This is a genomic window from Paraburkholderia sp. GAS333 (assembly GCF_050435665.1).
Lineage (GTDB): Bacteria > Pseudomonadota > Gammaproteobacteria > Burkholderiales > Burkholderiaceae > Paraburkholderia > Paraburkholderia fungorum_A.
Genome location: NZ_JBNDKS010000002.1, coordinates 824,387 through 846,757, shown reverse-complemented (window position 1 = coordinate 846,757; position 22,371 = coordinate 824,387). Strand labels below are relative to the sequence as shown.

The following is a 22,371-nucleotide window of genomic DNA, read 5'->3' as shown; positions in this document are numbered from 1 at the left end:
CCTTCCCTTTCCGTTAAAATCTACGGTTTAGCACTTCGCTCCACGGCCATCCCGAGCGCTTCGGCGCTTACGGGTCGGCCCACTGCCCGAAAGGCACTTCATGCTCACGTTTCAGCAAATCATCCTGACACTGCAGTCCTATTGGGACAAGCAGGGTTGCGCGTTGCTCCAGCCGATCGACATGGAAGTCGGCGCTGGCACGTCCCACGTTCATACGTTCCTGCGCGCCATCGGCCCCGAGCCGTGGCGCGCCGCTTATGTGCAGCCGTCGCGTCGTCCTAAAGACGGCCGTTACGGCGAGAACCCGAACCGTCTGCAGCATTACTACCAGTACCAGGTGGTGCTCAAGCCGGCGCCGGAAAATATCCTCGACCTGTACCTCGGCTCGCTCGAAGCACTCGGCTTCGACCTGAAGCAGAACGACGTGCGTTTCGTCGAAGACGACTGGGAAAACCCGACGCTCGGCGCGTGGGGCCTCGGCTGGGAAGTGTGGCTGAACGGCATGGAAGTGACGCAATTCACGTACTTCCAGCAAGTCGGCGGTCTCGACTGCAAGCCGGTGCTCGGCGAAATCACCTACGGTCTCGAACGCCTCGCCATGTATCTGCAGAAGGTCGAAAACGTCTACGACCTGGTGTGGACCGAGTGGGAAGAGCAAGGCCCGAACGGCCCGGAAATCCGTCGTCTGACTTACGGCGACGTGTATCACCAGAACGAAGTCGAACAGTCCACGTACAACTTCGAGCACGCGAACGTCGACCTGCTGTTCACGTTCTTCAACAGCTACGAAGCCGAAGCGAAGCGCATGATCGAAGCACAGATCGCGCTGCCCGCCTACGAACTGGTGCTGAAGGCCGGTCATACGTTCAACCTGCTCGACGCACGCGGCGCGATTTCGGTCACGGAACGCGCGGCCTATATCGGCCGGATTCGCGCGCTGTCTCGCCTGGTCGCGCAGGCTTACTACGAGTCGCGTGAAAAGCTCGGTTTCCCGATGCTCGGCAATCCGGTGCACGGTGTGCCCGGCCTCACCACCGACGCGCAAGATGCCGCGATGCCCGCCTGGGCGCCGCCGCTGAAAGTCGAACGCAAGATCGACCAGGACTGACGAGAACATCACCTCATGACTCAACCCCATCAAGCTACCCTGCTCGTCGAGCTGCTCACCGAAGAACTGCCGCCGAAAGCGCTCGCGCGTCTCGGCGATGCATTCGCCGAAGGCATTGCGCAGCGCCTCGCGGCGCGCGACCTGATCGACGGCGACGTGTCGTTCGAACGTTATGCAACGCCGCGCCGTCTCGCGGTCACGATTAAAAACGTCCGCGCAGTTGCGCCGGAAAAACACGTGCGCGAAAAAGTGCTGCCGGTTTCCGTCGCACTCGACAAGGACGGTCAACCCACCGCACCGCTCGCGAAGAAACTCGCGGCGCTCGGCTTCCCCGATTTCTCGGTGAACGATCTGGAGCGCGCGCAGGACGGTAAAGCCGAAGCGTTCTTCCTGCGCTATGCCGCACCGGGCGCGACGCTCGCCGACGGCCTGCAGGAAGCGCTCAACGAAACGCTCACCAAGCTGCCGATTCCGAAGGTCATGACCTATCAGCGTCCGGACGGCACGAATGTGCAGTTCGTGCGTCCGGTGCAGCGTCTGACCGCATTGCACGGCGACGAGGTCGTGCCGGTCAGCGCACTGGGCATCGACGCGGACGACACCACGCTCGGCCATCGCTTCCTGTCTGACGGCCTCGTGGCGATCCAGCACGCGGACGCGTACGCTGAAACGCTGATGCACAAAGGCCGCGTGGTCGCGAATTTCGTCGACCGCAAGGAAACCATCCGCACGCATCTGCTCGCGCAAGCCAATGGCGACCAGGTGGTGATGCCCGAATCGCTGCTCGACGAAGTGACGTCGCTGGTCGAATGGCCGGTGGTCTACTCGTGCAATTTCGAGGACGAGTTCCTGCAAGTGCCGCAGGAATGCCTGATCCTCACGATGCAGACGAACCAGAAATATTTCGCGCTGACCGATGCAAGCGGCAAGCTGCGCTCGCGCTTCCTGATCGTGTCGAACATCGAAACGTCGACGCCGGGCGATATCGTCGAAGGCAATGAACGTGTGGTGCGCCCGCGTCTGGCCGACGCGAAGTTCTTCTTCGAGCAGGACAAGAAGAAGCCGCTCGCCGAGCGCGTGCCGCTGCTCGCGAACGTCGTGTATCACAACAAGCTGGGGTCGGCGCTGCAACGCGTCGAGCGCGTCGAAGCGCTGGCGGGCGCCATCGCGCAGATGACCGGTGCAGACGTGGCGCTCGCCACGCGTGCCGCGCGTCTCGCCAAGGCCGACCTGATCACCGACATGGTCGGCGAATTCCCCGAGCTGCAAGGCACGATGGGCACGTACTACGCGCGCCACGATGGCGAGCCGGAAGAAGTCGCGCTCGCGTGTTCGGAACACTATCAGCCGCGTTTCTCGGGCGACGCATTGCCCGCCACCGCGACCGGCACGGTCGTCGCGCTGGCCGACAAGCTCGAAACGCTGGTCGGCATCTGGGGCATCGGCCTGCAACCCACCGGCGAGAAAGACCCGTTCGCGCTGCGCCGTCATGCGCTCGGCGTGTTGCGTATCCTTGTCGAGAAGCAACTGCCGGTCGACTTCGTCGAACTGCTGCGCGCCGCTTACGCGCAATTCGCCGCAGTGCCGAATGTCGCCGATTCGACGCAAGCCATCTACGAATTCAGCATGGACCGCCTGCGCGGTCTGCTGCGCGAGCGTGGCTACGCGGCCGGTGAAATCGACGCGGTGCTGGCACTGAACCCGACCCGTCTCGACGACATCGTCGCGCGTCTCGACGCTGTGCGCGAGTTCGCGACGCTGGCCGAAGCGGCATCGCTCGCGGCGGCCAACAAGCGCATCTCGAACATCCTGAAGAAGTCGGAAGGCGGCGCGACCGGTGGCGTGCAGGTCACGCTGCTGATCGAATCGGCGGAAAAGGCATTGCATGCGCAGCTCGAACAGGTCGCGCCGCGCGTGCAGACGCAACTCGCCGCACGCGACTACACGGGCGCGCTCACCGCGCTCGCCGCGTTGCGTGAACCGGTCGACACGTTCTTCAACGACGTGATGGTCAACGCCGAAGATCCGGCGTTGCGCGCTAACCGTCTGGCGTTGCTCGTCGCACTGCATCAGCAGATGAACTGCGTCGCCGACATTTCCCGACTCGCTGCCTGAGCCCCGCGCCATGCCGACCAAAAAAGTGGTGATCCTCGACCGCGACGGCGTGGTGAACGTCGACTCCGACGCGTTCATCAAGTCGCCGGACGAATGGGTCGCCCTGCCCGGTTCACTCGAAGCGATCGCCCGGCTGAACCAGGCCGGTTATCGCGTGGCGATCGCGACCAACCAGTCGGGCATCGGCCGCGGCCTGTTCGACATGAACGCGCTCAACGCGATGCATCTGAAAATGCATCGCATGGCGGCGGCGGTCGGCGGGCGCATCGACGCGGTGTTTTTCTGCCCGCATACGGCAGAAGATCACTGCGAATGCCGCAAGCCGAAGCCCGGCATGCTGAAGATGATCAACGAACGTTTCGAAGTCGAACCGGCCAATACGCCGGTCGTCGGCGACGCGATCCGCGATCTGCAAGCGGGCGCGGCGCTCGGCCATCCGACTCATCTGGTGCTAACGGGCAAGGGCCGCAAGACACTTGCAAACGGCAACCTGCCTGAAGGCACGATCGTTCACGACGACCTGCGAGCGTTCGCGCTCGACTTCCTCGCCAACGCCCAGGAGTGACGCGCGTCACCCCCGTCACGCGCGTCCCCACCCCTCAAAGACCACGCCGATGCGCTTCATTCGTTCGTTCCTGCTGCTGATTTACTTCGTGCTGTTCACGGTGCCTTACGCGACCGCATGCTTCATCGCGTTCCCGTTCATGCGCGCCGACAATCGTTACTGGATGGCTGCCGGCTGGTGTCGCGCGACGCTGAATACGGTGCGCTGGCTCAACGGTATCCGCTACCGGATCGAGGGCTTCGAGAACCTGCCCGATGGTCCGGCGGTGCTGTTGTCGAAGCATCAATCCGCGTGGGAAACGCTCGCGTTCCCCGCGTTGATGCCGAAGCCGTTGTGCTACGTGTTCAAGCGCGAATTGTTGTACGTGCCGTTCTTCGGCTGGGCGCTCGGCATGCTGAAGATGGTTCATATCGATCGCAAGGAAGGCAAGTACGCGTTCGATTCCGTCATCAAGCAAGGCAAGGCGCGGATGGCGGAAGGCGCGTGGGTCATCATGTTTCCGGAAGGCACGCGTACGCCCACCGGCAAGAAAGGCAAATACAAAACCGGTGGCGCGCGCTTCGCGATCGCAACCGGCGCACCGGTCGTGCCGATCGCGCACAACGCCGGACGCGTATGGCCGCGCAACTCGTTTCTCAAATATGCGGGTATAGTCACAGTGTCCATCGGCAAGCCGATTGAGACGACGGGGCTCACGCCCGACGAAGTGAACACGCGCGTCGAACAGTGGATCGAAGCTGAAATGCGCCGTATCGATCCCACTGCGTATCGCGCGGCGGAAAGCGATTCCGCCGCCGCACCAATCTGACGCGCCCACGCCCTCGAAGGCGTATTGCGCGAAGCGAATCCGATGCAGAAGTCTCCCACGTCGCAGCCCGCTGCGGCGCTCGATAACCGGCAGCTCGATCTCCCGCTCTTCGCCGAGCCGGGGTCGACGTCGTCGTCTCCGTCACCGTCTGCGCCTTTGTCTTCAACGGGTTCACCGGTCGAGCAACGGCCAGCCGTACTGCTCGCACCCGACGGCAGCAAGCTGCGCAGCGTGACCATCGGCTCACGCACGCTGCACTACGCGTTGAAACGCTCGGCGCGTCGCTCGATTGGTTTTGCAATCGACAGCACCGGTTTGACCATCACTGCACCACGCTGGGTCACGCTCGCCGATATCGAAACTGCGATCACCGAAAAGCAGCGCTGGATTTTCACGAAACTGATCGAATGGCAAACGCGTGTCGAACAACGCGCATTGCCGAAAGTCGACTGGAAAGATGGCGCCGAGGTGCCGTATCTCGGTCAGCCGGTGCGGGTGACACTCGGCGCGCCGCAGGGCATGCTGGCGTTCAACGCAAAAGACGCGGCACTACAGGTGCCGTTACCGTTGCAGGCCGATCCGCAGCAGATCAAGGACCGCGTGCAAGGCTGGCTGCAAGGCGAAGCCAAGCGGCTGTTCGGCGAACGTCTCGCCATTTACTCGGAAAAGCTGGGCGTGAATTATCGCGCGTATGCTCTTTCGTCAGCGGCTACGCGCTGGGGCAGTTGTTCGAGTGACGGCAAGATTCGCCTGAACTGGCGACTGATTCATTTTCCGCTGTCCATTATCGATTACGTCGTCGCGCACGAACTCGCGCATCTGCGTGAGATGAATCACAGTCCGCGCTTCTGGCAAACGGTCGAATCGATTTTTCCGGAATTCCGCGAGGCGCGGCAGACGTTGAAGTCGCATCCGCCGGAATTGCTGCCGACGCTCTGATCTGCGCTTCCTGTTTGTAAAGCCGGCGCTTCAGCAAGAAGCGCCGGTTTGCGGGTTTGCGGGTTTGCGGGTTTGCGGGTTTGCGTTAACGCAGCGGCTAGCCGCTATCCGCCAATCCTGACCGGTCCTGACGACCGGCAGCGGCGTTCAACGCTCATTCCGCGCAGAACGTTTCCTGCAGATGACGCCACGTCACCTTGCCCTGCGCGTCGAGATCCAGCACCGCCGTCGAGCGCCGCACGTTCGCATTGCCCGTGTTGTCGCGCTGATACTCGCGGTACTTCACCACCGCGCCCGACGGATACTCCGCGACGATCTCCATGTCGCGAATCGTGATCTGCGAGCCGGGGCGCGCGCCGCGCAACTTCGCGAAAGTCTCACGCAAGCCGGCGTGATCGAGAGCGGCGCCGGACGGCATCACCAGCGTGAATTGCGGCGCGAAACGCGCCACGATTCGCTGCAGTGCGCCATCGTCCGCGGAGCCGTCGAACAATGCCTGAATTTCAACGTGAATGTCGTCGAGTTCTTTGAAGTAGGGATTATCGTTGTTCATTGTTTGAGCCTGCTCCGCCGTCCGGTTACTTTTTCTTCTGGATAAACTCGATCTTGTAGCCGTCCGGGTCGGTGACGAAAGCAATCACGGTGGTGCCGTGTTTCATCGGGCCGGCTTCGCGCACGACCGTGCCGCCTTGCGCCTTGATCTTGTCGCACGCAGCATAGGCGTCTTCGACTTCCACCGCGAGGTGGCCGAACCCGCTGCCGAGGTCGTACGAAGGCGTGTCCCAGTTGTGCGTCAGTTCAAGCACGGTGCCGTCGCGTTCATCGGTGTAGCCGACGAACGCCAGCGTGAATTTGCCGTCCGGATAGTCTTCGCGGCGCAGCAGTTTCATGCCGAGCAATTCGGTGTAGAAGGCAATTGAGCGGTCCAGGTCGCCGACCCGGAGCATGGTATGAAGCAGGCGCATTGTGCACTCCCTGTTACGTGAAAACGAGACCGTCAATGTACCCGGAATCACGCGGCGCTGCAGGGCGCGGCGCAGTTTTCCGGGCGCTCAGAACTGATGCCGCAGCCCCGCCATCAGGCCGAGTTGCGTACTTTTCTGTGCGAGCCCGATCCCGTTGATGCCTTGCAGTTGCGCGCCGATCAGATCGCCCCGGTACAGCGAGTAATCGCCTTCCAGATAGACGTCGGTGCGCTTCGACAGGTTGTAGTCGGCAACCAGTTGATACTGCCACGCCGAGCCGTCCTTCTCGGCGGTCGTGCCGTCCTGCAGCGTGCGCCACACGTTGGCGGCGAAGTGCCACGCGTTGCCGACCTGCTGCGTGATGCCGCCCATAATCATCCGGCGTCGCGCGAAATCGGTGTATTTGAGCGCGGCCAGCACGGGCGCGGAAAACGGTCCGTCCGCGAAATTGGAAAAGCCCGCATCGCGCTGATTGACGATATAGCCCGCCGACAAGCGCGTGTGATTCCACGTGTACGAACCGCCGAACGTCCACGCTTTCAATGCCGCGCCGTTGAGTGAATCCTTCGATTCCTCGTACGCGCCGCCGATGCTGAACGGACCGCCCGCAGGCGCATAAGCGGCGGCCGCGCCGACCTGGCTGCCGTACGAATTGCCCGCATTGCCGCCGAACGCGTAACCCGCCGCGAAGTTAAAGCCGTTGTATTTCGCCTGATACTGCACCTGGTTGCTGGTCCAGATGCCGCCGGTCATCGTCACTTCCGGCTGGAAGCTGAAATCGTACGGAATCCAAAGATTGCTGCCGTAGCCGCCGATCGTGATGCCTTCGATCATCACGTTGTACTGCCGCCCGAGGATCACCTGGCCGAACGAATTCGAGCGCACACCAACTTGCGCTTCGTTGAAGAACGGCAGCGTGGGATCGCTTTGTCCACTGTTGATGTAAAAGCGGTTTTCGAGTTTGAAGAAGGTCGACCATCCGCCGCCCAGGTCCTCGACGCCCTTCAGGCCCCAGCGGCTTTGCGTGAGGCCGCCCACGCCGAGTCCGATCGACGAATCGCCCGCTTTGTTCACGTTGGTCAGATAGCGAACACTTTCGTCGACGACACCGTAGAGCGTCACACTGGACTGCGCGTGCGCGGCCTGACCGTTCAACGACGCCAACGTCACCGGCACGACGGTTGCCAGCCACCTGCTCAGGTTTTTCATCTCGTCTCCTCGTACCGGCTCGCTGGGCGCGGACCGGGTTCGTCGGCGGCGGCAGCGTGCTGTGCTGCCCGTGCGTTCCTGCATTGGACGCGTGGCGCTGCTTTGATCCGGCTATCACGCAGTCCGTACGAATTTCCTGATGAAGCGCTTGAGTTCGCACCTTAGCGCGAAACGGCGGTGCCAAGAAATTAGTCAGGGGACGTGTTGCGCGGGTGTTGCCAGGTTCGCAACTAAGAAGGCAAAAAAGCTTGCGGGCGATGGGAAGCACGCGTAGGAGATACGGGCTTCGTTTTGCGGATGGAGCCGGTTTGTTATCGTGTGAGTTGCGCTGGCGGTTTCGCGCTGGAGGGTTCGTAAAAGCCGATTACCCGCCGCCGCGATTGCCCCATTTGACGCGTTCGATGCAGACCAGCGGCCCATTTACCGCCTCGAAACCGCTGCATCAGTCAATTAGCCGTTCGGCCGACTAGTGCGATTCGGTGCCGCATCGGATACTGTCAACCGCTCCGTCCCCTCTCCGATCTCGCCACTACACCACCCATCGGCCCATGAGCACCACCGCCCTACCCGCACGCCGCGCCCCGGATAGCTTCGCGATCCTGTTGATGGTCGGCCTGTGCGCGATCTGGGGACTGCAGCAAGTGGCGATCAAGAGCACGAACGCGGCGCTGCCGCCGGTGTTCCAGGCGGGCTTGCGCTCGGCGATTGCGGCCGTGCTCGTGTGGGGTTGGGCGCGCTCGCGCGGCACGCCGCTGTTTCGCGACGACGGCACGCTGGGTGCGGGCCTGCTCGCGGGCATGCTGTTCGCCGCCGAGTTCGTCTGCATCTTTCTCGGACTGACGCTCACCAGCGCGTCGCGCATGGCGGTCTTTCTATACACGGCACCGTGCTTTACGGCGCTGGGCCTGCACTGGTTCGTCGACGGCGAACGGATGCGGCGAGTTCAGTGGATCGGCATCTTCGTCGCGTTCGCGGGGATGTCGCTGGCATTCGCCGACGGCTTCCTGCATGGGCACCCCGCGCGCGGCTCGACGCTCTCGGGCGTGGCCGGGGACGCGCTCGGCGTACTGGCCGGCATCGCATGGGCAGCGACGACCGTGGTGGTGCGTGCAACGCGCCTCGCTCAATCGAGCGCGAGCAAAACGCTGCTGTATCAATTGACGGTGTCGGCGGTGGTGTTGTTAGCGCTGGCGCTCGGGCTCGGCCAGGTTCGCGTGGAAACCGTGACGCCGCTGGCGCTGGCCAGTCTCGCGTATCAGGCGGTGGTGGTCGCGTTCGTCAGCTATCTGGTGTGGTTCTGGCTGCTGACGCGTTATATCGCGTCGCGTCTGTCTGTGTTTTCGTTTCTGACGCCGCTGTTCGGCGTGACGTTCGGCGTGCTGCTGCTCGGTGAGTCGTTCAGCTTGCGCTTTCTGATGGCTGCCGTGCTGGTGTTGATTGGGATCGCGCTGGTCAATGCGCCTACCAGACGCTGAGGGCTTAGGCAGGGGCTCGGGGCCCTGCCAAACCAACACTGGCGTCAGGCTGCGACGTTGACGCCGCAGCACAACCGAACTCAAAACCCCGCTACTTCTTCTCCGCCACGATCTGCGCGACACGTACGTACTCGGAAACCGGCACGTCTTCCGCACGGCGTTGCAGATCGAAGCCGATCGCGTCGAAATCCACCGAATCACGAAACTCCGCGAGCGTGTTGCGCAACATCTTGCGACGCTGTGAGAACGCTGCCGTCACCACCGTGCCGAGCACCCGCTCGTTCACGGGCGCCAACTCGTGCAATTCGTACGGGATCATCCGCACGATCGCGGAATCGACCTTCGGCGGCGGATTGAACGACTCCGGCGGCACATCGAGCTGCTTGTCGATCACATAGCGGTATTGCAGCATCACCGAAAGACGGCTGAACGCCTTGGTGCCCGGCTCGGCAACCATCCGGTCGACCACTTCGTTTTGCAACATGAAATGCTGATCGATCACGCGATCCGCGAACGACGTCAGGTGAAACAGCAACGGGCTCGAAATGTTGTACGGCAGATTGCCGACAATGCGCAGCGACGCCTTCTCGCCGGGAGCGGCCAGCGAACCGAAGTCGAACGCGAGCGCGTCGCCCGCATGCAGTTCGAGCAGATCGCCGAACTTCGTCTTGAGACGCCCGATCAGATCGCGATCCAGTTCGACCGCGTGCAACGGCGTTTCGGGCGTAGCGAGGCGCTCGATCAGCGGCTCGGTGAGCGCGCCGAGCCCCGGTCCGATTTCGACCATGCGCTCGCCGCGCTGCGGCCGGATCACGTCGACGATCGAATCGATCACGCCCATGTCGACCAGAAAATTCTGACCGAAACGCTTGCGCGCGATATGACCCTGGTGCCGGCCCTGTTGCTGTCTGCTGGTGGACATCGAAGAAAACGCTAAGAAAGAGAACTGCTTAAAGAAAAGAATGCGCGTGGCGCGCCGAATTCGGCTGCGCGGACCGCGCAGGCTGCGCATCGTGTCGCGGTATGTTATCGCGTCGTGGATCAGGCAACGGCGCGGCATCGTTCACGCACCACTTCACATGTCCAACAACTTCAACACGAACCGCGCGAAAACCGGTTCGCCGCGTTTAATCAGCTGGTGCGACGATGTTGCGCCATCGACACCGCCGTGTCGATCGCGGCGATCAGGCTGCCCGAATCGGCGCGGCCAGTGCCGGCGAGATCGAGCGCGGTGCCGTGATCGACCGACGTGCGGATGATCGGCAAGCCGAGCGTGATGTTGATGCCTTCGCCAAACGTCGCGTATTTCAACACCGGCAGGCCCTGGTCGTGGAACATGGCCAGCACGCAGTCGGCCTGTTCCAGATAACGCGGTTGAAACAGCGTATCAGCCGGATACGGACCACGCGCGTCGATACCCTGATCGTTCGCGCGCTTGAGCGCCGGCGAAATGACGTCGATTTCCTCGCGCCCCAGGTAACCGTTTTCGCCCGCGTGCGGGTTCAACCCCGTCACGAGGATACGCGGCGCGGGCAAGCCGAAGTGATTGCGCAAATCGCGATCGACGATCGCAAGCGTCTCGAGAATGCTCTCGATCGTCAACGCAGCGGAGACGTCTTTCAGCGGCAGATGCGTGGTCGCGAGCGCCACGCGCAGCGGCCGCTTGCCGGTGCCGGCCAGCATCATCACCACACGCGGCGTGTGGGTGCGCTCGGCCAGATATTCGGTGTGGCCGGTGAACGGCACACCCGCGTCGTTGATCGTGCTTTTTTGCAGCGGCGCGGTAACGATCGCGTCGAAGGTGCCAGCCACCGCGCCGTCGATCGCGCTATCGAGCAGATCGAGCACGTAGCGGCCATTGGCGGCGTTCAGCTTGCCTGCCACCGACGGCGCGCCGAGCGCCGTATGCTGCACGCGCACGCGCTTGCCGTCCGCCACCAGCGCAGTCCAATCGACGCCCACGGCTTGCGCGCGTTCGGCGAGCAGGTTGGCGTCGCCCAGCACGGTGAATTGCGCGTTAGGCCAGTGCGCCGCTGCGCCGGCCAGTGCCTGCGCCGTCAGTTCGGGGCCGACGCCGGCAGGTTCGCCGGTCGTGATCGCGATCTGCAAGGGCAGGCTGGAGGGCTTGGCGGCGCTTGTCATGATGGCGATACGCTTAACGGGCGCTCGACAGCGTGGGCTTCACTTCCACGTAGGCCGTGTCGCGCAGTTCACGCAGCCAGTCGGCGTAAGCCTGCTCCGCCTTGCGCTGACCGATTGCCTGACGCGCCAGATCCATCTGCTGCGAGACCGAGCCTTCTGCTTCGCGGCGGCCCAGCACCTGGATCAGGTGATAACCGTATTCGCTGCGAACCGGGTCGCTGACCTGACCGTCCTGCAAATTGTTCATTGCGCGCTCGAATTCCGGCACCGTTTCGCCCGGGCTGATCCAGCCGAGATCGCCGCCTTGCGACGCCGAACCGTCCTGCGAGTACGTGCGGGCGAACTTCTCGAAGTCGCCGCCTGCTGCCAGCTGGCTCTTGATGTCGAGCAACTTCTGACGCGCTTGCGGTTCCGACATGCCGTCGCCGACACGCAACAGGATGTGGCGCACGTGCGTTTGCGTGAGCTTCGGCGCGTCGGAGCTATTGCCCTGACCCACGCGACGCTCGACAAGGCGCACGATTTCGAAACCGTCGCTGGTGCGGATCAGATCGGGATTGATCTCGCCCGGACGCAGCGCCGACGCAGCCTTCACGAATTCAGGCGGCAGCTTGGACGGTGCCAGGAAACCCAGATCGCCGCTGTTTTTCGACGCATCCGGCGCCTGCGAATTCGACTTCGCGAGCTTTCCGAAATTAGCGCCGCCCTTGGCCTCGGCCAGCAAAGCCTGGGCCTTTTTCTGCGCAGCTTCGATATCGGTTTCAGACGCGTTCAACGGCGCATTGATGAAGATGTGCTGGATATGCAGGTCGCTCGTCGCACCCGCATTCGGGCCACGCTGACTGGCGATGTAGTTCGCCACTTCGCCGTCCGACACCGTGATCTTGCTGTCCACTTCCTTTTCACGCAGACGCGACAGCGTCAGTTCGGTACGCGCGTCGCTGGTGAACGTGGTCCAGGGCACCCCTTGCGCCTCGATCCGCGCACGGTAGATTTCAAGCGACATGTTGTTCGCCTGCGCCAGACGCTCGAGCGTTTTCTGCACGGCGGCGTCGTCGACGGTGATGCCGTCGTCTTTCGCCTTCTGCAACTGGATGCGCTCCAGCACCATCTGGTTGAGCACCTGCTGACGCAACTGATCGACCGGCGGGACCGGCGCGTTCTGCTGATTCAGCCGGCGCGTGATCAGGCCCATGCGCTCGTCGAGTTCACGCCGCGTAATGACACCGTTGTTGACGACTGCGGCAATGGTGTCGACCGTCTGGCCGTCATTGCCGAGGTTGCCGCTGCTACCGTTAGTGCCGGGCAGCGCCTGAGCTTGAACCGGCGCAACCGACAGGAAAGACGCTGCGGCGACCAGACCGGCCGCAAGCGTTGCCAAGCGAAGCTTTTTCATGATTGCCACAGATACTCCAATGATGTCGGGCGCGCCTGGCCCGTCTTTTCGCATGCCATGAATGATCGCGCAGCGTCATTCGTCATTCGTAATTGGTGAAACGTGATTCCGGCGGAGGCGGCGGCGGCAACGGCGTATAGCCGGCCACGCCGTTGCGGAACGCGGTCATCAGCCCGTTGTCGACACTCGACAAGCCCTTGAACGTCAGCTGCGCGAGGAACCGCGTGCTCGACTGATTCTGCCCCGACGTGTTCAGCCCGTTCGCGTAGCGCTGGATCCCCGCGCCGAGCGTCCAGCAATCGGCGTCGTACTGCATACCGATCAGGCCGTCGACGATCCGGTGCCCGCCCAGGTCGTAATTGAAACGCGCTACGCCGTACACCCGGTGGCTGAGCGGCCATTGGCCCGACACCAGAATCTGGTTGATCGGCTCGTTGTCCAGCGTGGTGTTCGCGCGCGTGTAGCGATAACCGACGTTGATCACCTTGCCGGTGGCCGGACTGAAGCCGAAGCCGACGCTCGTCTTGATCAACTCGTTGTTGTCGGCATTATATTGGAACGCCGTTTCCGAAGCGAAACCGGCCCCGAGCTTGACCGACGCGCCCGCGATCAGGTCCGAATGGGTGGCCTGCGTGCTGGTCTGGCTCGGCTCCAGTGTGACGCGCTGGTCCTGGAAATAGTACTGCTGCGCGATCACGAAACGCGCCCGCTCATCGCCGGTAGCCGGGTTGATGAAGCGCGTGGTGATGCCGGCTGTCAGACGGTTCGCGTCGGCGATGCGGTCATTACCGACGAACGTGTTCGGCGTGAAAATCTCCGCCAGCCCGAAGTCGGAGTCGGCGGTGTCGAACAGCGGCGCGTTTTCCTGATTGCGGTACGGCGTGTACACGTAGTACAGGCGCGGTTCCAGCGTCTGGATATAGTCCGCGCCGAAAATCCTCACCGAACGCTCGAACGTCAGGCCGGTGTCGAAACTCAGCGTCGGAATCGACTCGGTGAAGTTCTTCTGCGCGTTCGGCACGCCGCTCAGGTCGGTGCCGATGTTGTTCAGGTTGTACGACGCGAAGTGCCATTGCACCTTCGGCGTGACGAAATAGCCCGGCCCGACCACCGAATACGACAGGTACGGGTTGAACATCACCCGCTGACCTTCGCTCAGATCCGCCGTGGTAATCCGGAAATTCGTGTAGTCGGCCTCGGCGCCGAAGTCGAAGCCGCCGATGTTGTACTTCGCGTACTTCACGTTCAACTGCGGCTCGCGGCCATACGGCGCGATCGACGGCGTCAGCGTCTGCCAGTGCTGTTCACGCGCGAGCACCGACCACGGGCCGTTGTTGTAGGTCAACCCGGCTTCCTGCTGATACAGGAGCTGGGTGCCGTTCATGAACTGATTCACCGACGACGACAGGTCTTCCGGATACGTGTTGTCCGAGACCTTGTTGTAGTAGATGTAGCCGCCGAACCCGTTACCGAAATTCTGGTTGTGCTGGATGTACAGCGCGTACCGGTTGGTATGGGTCAGGTGGTCGTCAGGCAGGAACTCGCCGGTGATCGAACCCGAATAGGTGGGCGACAGATAGCGGAACGTGCTCTGCAACTGCACACCACGCTTGGAGATCAGACGCGGCGTGAGCGTCAGATCGCGATTCGGCGCGATGTTGAAGTAATACGGCACCGACAGCTCGAAGCCGTTGGTCGAACTCAGCGAGAACGTCGGCGGCAACAGCCCGCTGCGCCGCTCGCCCGACAGCGGGAACGACAGCCACGGCGACGCGAACACCGGCACGCCCTGGAAGAACAGCACGCTGTTGTACGCGACGCCTTCGTCCGCGCCGGTGTCGAAATCGAACTCGCTGCCCTTGATGTACCAGGCCGGGTTTGTCTCGCACGAGCAGGCCGTGTAGGTGCCCTTCGTGAACACCGAGCGCTCGGAGTCGAGCAGATCGACGCGTTCGGCGCTGCCCGAGCCGCCTGTCAGCGTGAAGTGGTATTTCGGCGAAGTCATGAAGCCTTCGGTCGAATCCACCCGCAAATGCGCGTCGGGGCCGATGAACGAGTTGCCACTGTTGAGGACGTGAACATTGCCGTAAGCATCGGCCATGTCCGTGTCCTGATCGTAATGCAGCGCGTCGGCCTTGATCACGGTGGTACCGCGGCGCACTTCGGCCGAACCCTTCGCCGCCAGGTCCTGGTCGATCGTGCCGCTGGCGGTGTCGCCGAGAACGAATGTGGCCGGCGTCTGGCCGGCCTGCAATGGATGATCCTCGAGCTGCGGCGCTAGCCGCATGCCCCAAGGCTCGTAAATGGATTGCGGCTGCGCGGCTTCTCCCACCAGCTGGGCGTGCGCAAGCGCGGGCATCAGGCCCGGAACGGCGATCAACGCCGCGACGAGCCGCCTTTTGCGCGGCGCGGCAGCACAAGAGGGAGTCGTTTGGGAAAGCTGTCTAGGCGGCATGTATCGTTTGGCGAATCGGCCCGTCCGTCAGCTTTTGCAGTCACGATCCACCGCCTGCACATCCCGACCGTGACAGTCGGCTGCACATCAATATTTACAATCTGTCGAACGATGAGGCGGGCGGTGAAGCGGAACGCGCAAAAAGCCAGCGTGAGTCGCGTCAAAAAAGTCGTGGGGTATTATATGGCAAGACGTTGCCCCTAAGAATTTGCCGCCGGTTTACATGACGCTGCCTCCCTCCCAAGACACTTCCGACTCCCGCCTGCAACTGCTCAAGACCTGGCTGAAAGGCCATGCGGCGCGCTATGCGCTTGAACTCGACACGCTTGCTCCGGCATCATCCGACGCCAGTTTCCGGCGCTATTTCCGTGTCGCTGGTAAGGCAGCGGAAGGCGAAAACAGCGGTTCGCTGATCGCCGTCGACGCCCCGCCGCCCGAAAAATGCCACGAATTTGTGCAGGTCGCCCAATTGCTCGACGCGGCGGGCGTACATGTGCCGCGCGTGCTGGAGGTCGATTTCGACGCCGGGCTCATGCTCGTGACCGATCTCGGCACGGATTCGTACCTCGGCGCGCTGACCGAAGCGCAAACCGGCGACGATCCGCGCCGCGCCCGCACGCTGATGCGCGACGCGCTCGACGCGCTGATCCGTTGGCAACTCACGTCGCGCGAAGGCGTGCTGCCGGCGTTCGACGAAGCGTTCCTGCGCCGCGAGATGGAATTGCTGCCGGAGTGGTTCATCGGCCGCCATCTGGGGCGCGAGGTCGACGACAAAACCCGTGGGCTGCTCGACCGCACCTTCGCGCTGCTGATCGCGAGCGCCCGCGCGCAACCGCAAGTGTTCATGCTGCGCGATTTCATGCCGCGCAATCTGATGATCGCGTCACAGCCGAATCCGCTGAATCCCGGCGTGCTCGACTTCCAGGACGCGGTGTACGGCCCGATTACCTACGACGTCGCGTCGCTGCTGCGCGATGCGTTCATCGGCTGGGACGAGGAGTTCGAACTCGACTGCTTCGTGTATTACTGGGAACGGGCAAAGAAAGCGGGGCTGCCGGTCGATCCCGATTTCGGCGAGTTTTACCGTCAGCTCGAGTGGATGGGGCTGCAACGGCACATCAAGGTGCTCGGCCTGTTCTGCCGGATCAACTACCGCGACAGCAAGCCCCACTACATGAACGATCTGCCGCGTTTCATCGGCTATGCGCGCAAGGTGGCGGAACGCTACGCGCCGCTGCGTCCGTTCGCGAAGCTGCTCGACGAACTCGAAGGCCGCGCGAATGAAGTCGGCTACACGTTCTGACCGGTCACCATGTCCTTGAAGAAAGCGATGATTTTTGCCGCGGGTCGCGGCGAACGGATGCGTCCGCTGACCGACGCGTGCCCGAAGCCCTTGCTCGAAGCGGGCGGTAAGCCGCTGATCGTGTGGCAGATCGAACGGCTCGCGCAGGCCGGTTTTCAAACCATTGTGATCAACCACGCGTGGCTCGGCGAAAAGATCGAGTCGACGCTCGGTGACGGCTCGCGCTGGCAGGTCGAATTGCGTTACTCGGCCGAAGGTGAGGCGTTGGAAACGGCGGGCGGCATCGTGCAGGCGCTGCCGCTGCTGGAAGACGACGGCGCGAGCGAGGTGTTTCTCGCAGTCGCGGGCGACGTGTACGCCGATTTCGATTACGCCACGCTGCATGGCCATGCCGACCGGCTGAAGGCGCTCGACGAGCCGGGCATGCATCTGGTGATGGTGCCGAATCCGGTGTTTCATCCGAATGGCGATTTTGGTCTGGTCGACGGCGTTCTGTCTCTGGATGCGCAGCCGCGTTTGACTTTCGGCAGCATCGGGCTTTACGACACGCGCATGTTCCGTGATCTGCCGCGCGGCACGCGTCGCGCACTGTCGCCGTATTACCGCGACACGATCGGGCGCGGACTCGCGAGCGGCGAGTTGTATGAAGGCTTATGGGAGAACGTCGGGACGCCGGGGCAATTGCAGGAGCTGGATCGGCGGCTGAAGGCGCGCTGAACGCGAAAGCCCGCGAGCGCGACAACTCGGGGACGCGTTTCAGCCGCTGCTTCGCCCGCCTGTCGGCAAGCACGCCGAGCCGCGCCCGCTCACTGCCCACCCGCCCCCGCGCCGACTGCTTCCATCGGCTCCGGCGACTGCTCCGTGCGTTGCTGCTGCAACGCCCACATCTGCGCGAACAGTCCGTTCGCGCGCAGCAACTCGGCATGCGTGCCGCGTTCGACGATCCGCCCCTTGTCCATCACGATGATCTGCTGCGCGTGCACCACCGTCGACAACCGGTGCGCGATGATTAGCGTCGTCCGCTCGCGCGCGATCTGATCGAGTTCGTGCTGGATCGCGCGCTCGGAACGCGAATCGAGCGCGGACGTGGCTTCGTCGAATAACAGGATCGGCGGATTCTTCAGGATGGTTCGCGCAATCGCCACGCGCTGCTTTTCGCCGCCGGACAACTTCAAACCGCGCTCGCCGACCGGCGTTTCGTACCCCTTCGGCAATCCTTCGATGAACTCGTGGATATGCGCGGCCCGCGCCGCCGCGATCACTTCGTCGCGTGTCGCCGACGGCCGGCCGTAAGCGATGTTGTAGTAGATCGAATCGTTGAACAGCACCGTGTCCTGCGGCACGATGCCGATCGACGCGCGCAGCGAATCCTGCGTGACGTCACGAATATCCTGACCGTCGATCGTAATCGCGCCGCCGGTTGCGCGGTCCAGATCGTAGAAGCGGAACATCAGCCGCGCGAGCGTCGATTTACCCGAGCCGCTATGACCGACGACCGCCGTCGTCGTGCCCGCGGCAATCGTGAAGCTCACGTCGTGCAGAATCTGACGCGCGGGTTCATACGCGAAATTCACGTGCTCGAAACGCACCTGCGCACCGCTCACCTGCAACGCGGGCGCATTCTCGAGATCGGGCACTTCCTGGCTGGCGCCGAGCAGCGTGAACATGCGATCCATGTCGGTCAGACTCTGCTTCAGTTCGCGATACACGACGCCGAGAAAATTCAGCGGAATATAAAGCTGCAACATGAACGTGTTGATCAGCACCAGGTCGCCGAGCGTGAGACGCCCGGCCATCACACCCTGCGTGGCGCGCCACAGAATGAACACGAGGCCCGTGCCGATAATCGCCTGCTGCCCGAAATTCAGCGCCGACAACGAACGCTGCGACTTGATCGCCGCCGTGCGATAACGCTTGAGATTTTCGTCATAGCGGCTCGCCTCCCACTCCTCATTGCCGAAGTACTTCACGGTCTCGTAGTTGAGCAGCGAATCGATCGCGCGCGAATTCGCTTTCGAATCGAGGTCGTTCATCGTGCGACGAAAATGCGTGCGCCACTCGGTGACCTTCACCGTGAAAACGATGTACACGGTCAGCGCGATAAACGTGACGACCGCGTAATACGCTTCGTACTTGACGACGAAAAAGCCGAGCACGAGACCGACTTCGACGAGCGTCGGCAGAATGCTGTACAGCGAATATGAAATGAGTTGCGTGATGCCGCGCGTGCCGCGCTCTATATCGCGCGACATGCCGCCCGTTTGCCGTTCGAGATGAAACCGCAACGACAGCGCATGCAAATGACGAAACACCTTCAGCGCCAGTTGACGCACCGCGCTTTCGGTCACTTTCGAAAACAGTATCTCGCGCAATTCGGTGAACAGCGACGTGGACAGCCGCACCACCGCATACGCGACCACCAGCAGGCCGACGCCGCCCAGCAGCACGATGCCGGGCGCGTCGTGCGCGCGGCCGAGCGCGGTCAGATGCTGCACCGACGCGAGGCCGTCGACAATCTTCTTCATCACGATCGGCACACCGAGATTGGCGACCTTCGCGCCGATCAGGCAGCTCAGCGCGAAGCCGACACGCCATTTATAGGTGGCGAGATAGGGCAGCAGCGACAGAATGGTCTGCCAGTCGTTGCGAGGCTGGGTGGAAATCGGCGAGGGTTCGGACGAAGGCGTGCGGCGCATGGGGATCGGCTGGGGAAAGTGGAAATGCCGGAGTTCGCAGCGGTGCGCCGAGCGCCGCGTGCCGACTGGCACACTGCGTTCCCGCGCGACCTGGCTGGGCGCTTTCCCGTACAATTCCTGATCTTTCTATTGTCGCAGAAGCTGGCTGGCGCCGCTTTTCATGGGCTGTCCGGCCGCTGGCCGCAGCGTGGCCGCGCGGTTCGTGCCGTACACGTCGCGTTGCACCGTTGATGGCTGCCGTTGTCGTGAAATCCCCGCCTGCCAGTCGAGCCGACCAGGCCAAACACGTTTTTCAAGGGTGCCCCCGATGTCCGATCCTCAACTCCCGCAAAAGTCTTGCGCGCTGCGCGTCGTGCCGCAACCGTCGGACGCAAATGTCCACGGCGACGTGTTCGGCGGCTGGATCATGGCGCAAGTGGATATTGCCGGCTCGATTCCGGCAAGCCGTCGCGCGAACGGGCGGGTGGCGACCATCGCGGTCAATTCGTTCGTGTTCAAGCAGCCGGTGTTCGTCGGCGATCTGCTGAGCTTTTACGCGGATATCGTCAAGACGGGCAATACGTCGGTGACAGTGGCAGTCGAGGTCTACGCGCAGCGCATGAGCCTGACCGAAGACGTCGTGAAGGTCACCGAAGCGATGCTGACTTATGTCGCAACCGACAGCGACCGTCGTCCGCGCGCGTTGCCGGTGCTGGATTGAGTTTCTGCCGCTAAAGCCGCGCTTACTGCCGCGGCCGATGCACAAATAAAAAACGAGGCGCTTTCGCGCCTCGTTTTGCTTCATGCGTTGAGCTTCGTTGCTTCGTTGCTTCGAAGGTAGCGTTCGCGGTTCTGCAGCCCACACAAGCCTCACAAGCGGATAGCCCCCCGCTTACTGGCTCGCACCTTCTCCTGCTTTCTTCTCGGCCTTCTGGATATTGTTCGGATAATTCGGATCTTTGGCCGCCGGGTTATAGCCGTTCGCCTCCAGCTTCTTCAACTCGGCATTTTTCTTCGCTCGCGCCTGTTTGTGCGCAGCTTTGCGCTCCGCCTTCGTGGTGTGCGGCCGCGCTCCGGTGTCCGCTTTCGCCGCGTCGGAATTATCGCCAGCCGGGCCTCCTCCTCCGCCGCCGCTTTGTGCAAACGCAGGCGCGGCGGCTGCCACGCTTAGTACAACCGATGTCAACAGCACAGCCAGTTTCTTTGCAGGTGAAGACGACATTGTTCTCTCCAGTCGGTTTGGCGGATAGTCAGTCGACAACGCAGCGCCCGGAACCGGGTATGAGCAGCGAAAATGACGCTCGAACGGACGGGCGAAACGCTGCCTGAATCGGTGCTTCGTGTTTCTTCGTGTTTCCCAGCCAGCTTTGAAATGGGAACCACGAATATATACGACTGAAATTCATGAGCAAATTGCTTTTGCCTGCGCGAAGCACCAGCTACGCCGTTCGGAGCGTCGCCGGATGGGCCGGTAAAACGCCGCCGCCGCGCAAATAAGCATCAACTTGTCCTTCGATCCACTGTGCAAAATGCGCCTGACGGGCGTCGAGAATTTCGCGCTGCCGCCACACGAGCCAGTACGGGTAGGGATAAGTCACGCAGATATCGGTGATCTGCACCAATTCGCGTTGCGCTAATGCGTGCGCGACCAGGCTGCGTCGTTCGAGCGCAACACCCTGCCCCGCCCGTACCGCGCCGATCACAATATTCGAGTCGTTCGCGGACAACACCACGCTCTGCGCCGCCGGTTCGGCCACCTGCGCCGCCCGGCACCAGTCGGCCCAAGGCGCGTCGGGGCTGGAGATCAGCGGACAGGCGAGCACGTCCCCGGCGGTGACGGGCAGGCGGCCATTCGGCCCAAGCGCAAAATGCGGCGCGGCGACGACGACCATGTCGTCGTCGAACAGCTTTTGTTGCGCGACGTCGGGCCAATGTCCCTGCCCCATCCGAATGCCGATATCGCTGACGCCCTGGCGGAAATCCTCGATCTGCAGACTGGTGAGCAACCGGACCCGATAGTACGGATGCGCGTCCCTAAAGCTCGCCAGACGCGGCACCAGCCAGTGCTGCGCGAACGACGGCAAAGTCGAGATCACCAGTTCGCTTTCATGCGGACGCGCCTGCGCGCGGCGGGTGGCCTGCGTGATGTCGCGCAGCGCCGCGCGAATGTCGAGCGCGTAAAGCCGTCCTTCTTCGGTCAGTTTGAGCCCGCGCGCCTCGCGGATGAACAGCACGACGCCCATCACGTCTTCGAGCACCTTGATCTGCTGACTGACCGCCGAGTGCGTGACATGCAACTCGCGCGCCGCCGGAGTCACGCCGCCCAAACGGGCGACGGCCTCGAAACAGCGGAGCGCGGTAAGTGGCGGAATCGGCTTCATGTAAGAAATTCTGGCGGAGATCGTCGGTAATTGTCGCTTTTTTTGATGCCCGGAGATGCTTAATCTATCGATTGAATGCGTAACGGCCTATGCCAGTCGGACCAATGCCTCGTTGCATCAGGCCCGGACGCACGATGATAGAACTTCTAACGGAATGGACATGAAACTGATCGGAATGCTCGACTCGCCGTACGTCCGGCGAGTCGCTATCTGTCTCAAACTGATGAAACTCGACTTCGAGCACGAGTCGGTCTCGGTGTTCAGCACCTACGACCAGTTCGCGAAGATCAACCCGGTCGTCAAGGCGCCGACGCTGGTCGCCGGAGACGGCCGCTGCGTGATGGATTCGACGGTGATTCTTCAATATCTGGCGACGCTCGCCGGGCCGGAGCAGCGCCTGTTCCCCACCCGTCCCGACGACGCGCTGCGTGCCGCCCGCGTGACCGGCCTCGCGCTGGCCGCCTGCGAGAAGACGGTGCAGATCGTCTACGAGCGCAATCTGCGGCCGGCGGAGAAGCAGCACGAGCCATGGGTCGAGCGGGTGCGCACGCAGCTGCTCGCCGCTTACGCGGAACTCGAACGCGAAGTCGCGGCGGCGGCGTTGCCAACCCGGCAGGAACAGTTCGATGCAGCGGACGTCACCGTGGCGGTAGCGTGGGATTTCACCCAGATGATGTTGCCGGAGATCGTCGACAAGGCGGAGCATCCGCATTTGCAGGCGTTTTCGGCGTGGGCGGAGAAATTGCCGGTGTTTGTGGAGACACCGGCGAAGTAACGGCGAGGGGGCGATGAGCCCAACAGTTGCAAGGGGCAGGCGGTGGAGGGGCGAAGGCCA

The 22,371-nt window shown here is 62.7% G+C and carries 20 protein-coding genes; 10 read left to right on the top strand and 10 right to left on the bottom strand.

Translation table 11 applies throughout. From position 1 onward, the window contains the following. The first annotated feature begins 100 nt into the window (after positions 1-100). The 5 genes from glyQ to ABH945_RS12985 are packed head-to-tail and all read left to right on the top strand — an operon-like array spanning position 101 to position 5,535. Positions 101-1,108 (top strand): glycine--tRNA ligase subunit alpha, encoded by a 1,008-nt coding sequence (gene glyQ / locus ABH945_RS13005; protein WP_429250758.1) that lies wholly within the window; start codon positions 101-103, stop codon positions 1,106-1,108. Positions 1,109-1,123: 15 nt separating this feature from the next. Beyond that, positions 1,124-3,223 (top strand): glycine--tRNA ligase subunit beta, encoded by a 2,100-nt coding sequence (glyS, locus tag ABH945_RS13000; RefSeq protein ID WP_429250757.1) that lies wholly within the window; start codon positions 1,124-1,126, stop codon positions 3,221-3,223. Between the two features lie 10 nt (positions 3,224-3,233). After that, on the top strand, positions 3,234-3,788 hold the full coding sequence (gene gmhB, locus ABH945_RS12995; protein ID WP_074763043.1) for a D-glycero-beta-D-manno-heptose 1,7-bisphosphate 7-phosphatase: 555 nt from the start codon (positions 3,234-3,236) through the stop codon (positions 3,786-3,788). 49 nt (positions 3,789-3,837) lie between these two features. Continuing rightward, the gene (locus ABH945_RS12990; RefSeq protein WP_074763041.1) at positions 3,838-4,596 is read left to right on the top strand and encodes a lysophospholipid acyltransferase family protein; all 759 of its coding nucleotides are present in this window, start codon (positions 3,838-3,840) and stop codon (positions 4,594-4,596) included. A gap of 42 nt (positions 4,597-4,638) precedes the next feature. After that, a complete protein-coding gene (locus ABH945_RS12985) occupies positions 4,639-5,535 on the top strand; it encodes a M48 family metallopeptidase (RefSeq protein WP_074766257.1) in 897 nt (298 codons plus the stop codon). A 154-nt stretch (positions 5,536-5,689) separates the two neighbouring features. On the opposite strand, the gene ABH945_RS12980 is transcribed toward ABH945_RS12985, so the two are convergent. The 3 genes from ABH945_RS12980 to ABH945_RS12970 form a co-directional block, all read right to left on the bottom strand. Beyond that, positions 5,690-6,088 carry a nuclear transport factor 2 family protein gene (locus ABH945_RS12980; RefSeq protein ID WP_074763039.1) on the bottom strand — a complete coding sequence of 133 codons (399 nt, stop codon included), beginning with the start codon at positions 6,086-6,088 and terminating at the stop codon, positions 5,690-5,692. A gap of 25 nt (positions 6,089-6,113) precedes the next feature. After that, on the bottom strand, positions 6,114-6,500 hold the full coding sequence (gene gloA / locus ABH945_RS12975) for a lactoylglutathione lyase (RefSeq protein ID WP_429250756.1): 387 nt from the start codon (positions 6,498-6,500) through the stop codon (positions 6,114-6,116). A gap of 87 nt (positions 6,501-6,587) precedes the next feature. Then, entirely contained in the window at positions 6,588-7,709 is a 1,122-nt protein-coding gene (locus ABH945_RS12970; protein ID WP_429250755.1) for a porin, read from the bottom strand. Between the two features lie 548 nt (positions 7,710-8,257). Here ABH945_RS12970 and ABH945_RS12965 point away from each other — a divergent pair. Further along, on the top strand, positions 8,258-9,184 hold the full coding sequence (locus tag ABH945_RS12965) for a DMT family transporter (protein ID WP_429250754.1): 927 nt from the start codon (positions 8,258-8,260) through the stop codon (positions 9,182-9,184). 91 nt (positions 9,185-9,275) lie between these two features. Here the strand turns inward: ABH945_RS12965 and rsmA are convergent, their stop codons facing one another. From rsmA to ABH945_RS12945, 4 genes are all read right to left on the bottom strand, one after another. Continuing rightward, positions 9,276-10,106, bottom strand: coding sequence for a 16S rRNA (adenine(1518)-N(6)/adenine(1519)-N(6))-dimethyltransferase RsmA (rsmA, locus tag ABH945_RS12960; protein WP_429250753.1), 831 nt, complete (start codon positions 10,104-10,106; stop codon positions 9,276-9,278). Between the two features lie 209 nt (positions 10,107-10,315). After that, positions 10,316-11,326, bottom strand: coding sequence for a 4-hydroxythreonine-4-phosphate dehydrogenase PdxA (gene pdxA, locus ABH945_RS12955; protein WP_074763032.1), 1,011 nt, complete (start codon positions 11,324-11,326; stop codon positions 10,316-10,318). A gap of 13 nt (positions 11,327-11,339) precedes the next feature. Then, positions 11,340-12,731, bottom strand: coding sequence for a peptidylprolyl isomerase (locus tag ABH945_RS12950; protein WP_429250752.1), 1,392 nt, complete (start codon positions 12,729-12,731; stop codon positions 11,340-11,342). A 73-nt stretch (positions 12,732-12,804) separates the two neighbouring features. Further along, a complete protein-coding gene (locus ABH945_RS12945) occupies positions 12,805-15,177 on the bottom strand; it encodes an LPS-assembly protein LptD (RefSeq protein WP_074763028.1) in 2,373 nt (790 codons plus the stop codon). A 223-nt stretch (positions 15,178-15,400) separates the two neighbouring features. On the opposite strand from ABH945_RS12945, the gene ABH945_RS12940 reads away from it, so the two are divergent. Continuing rightward, complete coding sequence (locus ABH945_RS12940; protein ID WP_429250751.1) at positions 15,401-16,480, top strand: aminoglycoside phosphotransferase family protein; 1,080 nt, start codon at positions 15,401-15,403, stop codon at positions 16,478-16,480. Between the two features lie 9 nt (positions 16,481-16,489). Next, positions 16,490-17,197 carry an N-acetylmuramate alpha-1-phosphate uridylyltransferase MurU gene (murU, locus tag ABH945_RS12935; protein WP_429250750.1) on the top strand — a complete coding sequence of 236 codons (708 nt, stop codon included), beginning with the start codon at positions 16,490-16,492 and terminating at the stop codon, positions 17,195-17,197. Positions 17,198-17,286: 89 nt separating this feature from the next. Here the strand turns inward: murU and ABH945_RS12930 are convergent, their stop codons facing one another. After that, positions 17,287-19,176: an ABCB family ABC transporter ATP-binding protein/permease gene (locus tag ABH945_RS12930; RefSeq protein WP_074763023.1), complete on the bottom strand. Its 1,890-nt coding sequence runs from the start codon at positions 19,174-19,176 to the stop codon at positions 17,287-17,289. 307 nt (positions 19,177-19,483) lie between these two features. Between ABH945_RS12930 and ABH945_RS12925 the strand changes: the two genes are divergently transcribed. Then, entirely contained in the window at positions 19,484-19,876 is a 393-nt protein-coding gene (locus ABH945_RS12925; protein WP_074763019.1) for an acyl-CoA thioesterase, read from the top strand. A gap of 171 nt (positions 19,877-20,047) precedes the next feature. Here ABH945_RS12925 and ABH945_RS12920 read toward each other — a convergent pair whose 3' ends face one another. Both ABH945_RS12920 and ABH945_RS12915 read right to left on the bottom strand, forming a co-directional pair. After that, positions 20,048-20,377, bottom strand: coding sequence for a DUF4148 domain-containing protein (locus ABH945_RS12920; protein ID WP_429250749.1), 330 nt, complete (start codon positions 20,375-20,377; stop codon positions 20,048-20,050). A gap of 217 nt (positions 20,378-20,594) precedes the next feature. Next, complete coding sequence (locus ABH945_RS12915) at positions 20,595-21,536, bottom strand: LysR substrate-binding domain-containing protein (RefSeq protein ID WP_429250748.1); 942 nt, start codon at positions 21,534-21,536, stop codon at positions 20,595-20,597. A gap of 160 nt (positions 21,537-21,696) precedes the next feature. Between ABH945_RS12915 and ABH945_RS12910 the strand changes: the two genes are divergently transcribed. Beyond that, positions 21,697-22,311: a glutathione S-transferase N-terminal domain-containing protein gene (locus ABH945_RS12910; protein ID WP_429250747.1), complete on the top strand. Its 615-nt coding sequence runs from the start codon at positions 21,697-21,699 to the stop codon at positions 22,309-22,311. The last annotated feature ends 60 nt before the right edge of the window (positions 22,312-22,371 follow it).

Coding starts and splice junctions, on each gene's coding strand:
- glyQ (WP_429250758.1), top strand. CDS start 101: ATGCTCACGTTTCAGCAAATCATCCTGACACTGCAGTCCTATTGGGAC.
- glyS (WP_429250757.1), top strand. CDS start 1,124: ATGACTCAACCCCATCAAGCTACCCTGCTCGTCGAGCTGCTCACCGAA.
- gmhB (WP_074763043.1), top strand. CDS start 3,234: ATGCCGACCAAAAAAGTGGTGATCCTCGACCGCGACGGCGTGGTGAAC.
- ABH945_RS12990 (WP_074763041.1), top strand. CDS start 3,838: ATGCGCTTCATTCGTTCGTTCCTGCTGCTGATTTACTTCGTGCTGTTC.
- ABH945_RS12985 (WP_074766257.1), top strand. CDS start 4,639: ATGCAGAAGTCTCCCACGTCGCAGCCCGCTGCGGCGCTCGATAACCGG.
- ABH945_RS12980 (WP_074763039.1), bottom strand. CDS start 6,088: ATGAACAACGATAATCCCTACTTCAAAGAACTCGACGACATTCACGTT.
- gloA (WP_429250756.1), bottom strand. CDS start 6,500: ATGCGCCTGCTTCATACCATGCTCCGGGTCGGCGACCTGGACCGCTCA.
- ABH945_RS12970 (WP_429250755.1), bottom strand. CDS start 7,709: ATGAAAAACCTGAGCAGGTGGCTGGCAACCGTCGTGCCGGTGACGTTG.
- ABH945_RS12965 (WP_429250754.1), top strand. CDS start 8,258: ATGAGCACCACCGCCCTACCCGCACGCCGCGCCCCGGATAGCTTCGCG.
- rsmA (WP_429250753.1), bottom strand. CDS start 10,106: ATGTCCACCAGCAGACAGCAACAGGGCCGGCACCAGGGTCATATCGCG.
- pdxA (WP_074763032.1), bottom strand. CDS start 11,326: ATGACAAGCGCCGCCAAGCCCTCCAGCCTGCCCTTGCAGATCGCGATC.
- ABH945_RS12945 (WP_074763028.1), bottom strand. CDS start 15,177: ATGCCGCCTAGACAGCTTTCCCAAACGACTCCCTCTTGTGCTGCCGCG.
- ABH945_RS12940 (WP_429250751.1), top strand. CDS start 15,401: ATGACGCTGCCTCCCTCCCAAGACACTTCCGACTCCCGCCTGCAACTG.
- murU (WP_429250750.1), top strand. CDS start 16,490: ATGTCCTTGAAGAAAGCGATGATTTTTGCCGCGGGTCGCGGCGAACGG.
- ABH945_RS12930 (WP_074763023.1), bottom strand. CDS start 19,176: ATGCGCCGCACGCCTTCGTCCGAACCCTCGCCGATTTCCACCCAGCCT.
- ABH945_RS12925 (WP_074763019.1), top strand. CDS start 19,484: ATGTCCGATCCTCAACTCCCGCAAAAGTCTTGCGCGCTGCGCGTCGTG.
- ABH945_RS12920 (WP_429250749.1), bottom strand. CDS start 20,377: ATGTCGTCTTCACCTGCAAAGAAACTGGCTGTGCTGTTGACATCGGTT.
- ABH945_RS12915 (WP_429250748.1), bottom strand. CDS start 21,536: ATGAAGCCGATTCCGCCACTTACCGCGCTCCGCTGTTTCGAGGCCGTC.
- ABH945_RS12910 (WP_429250747.1), top strand. CDS start 21,697: ATGAAACTGATCGGAATGCTCGACTCGCCGTACGTCCGGCGAGTCGCT.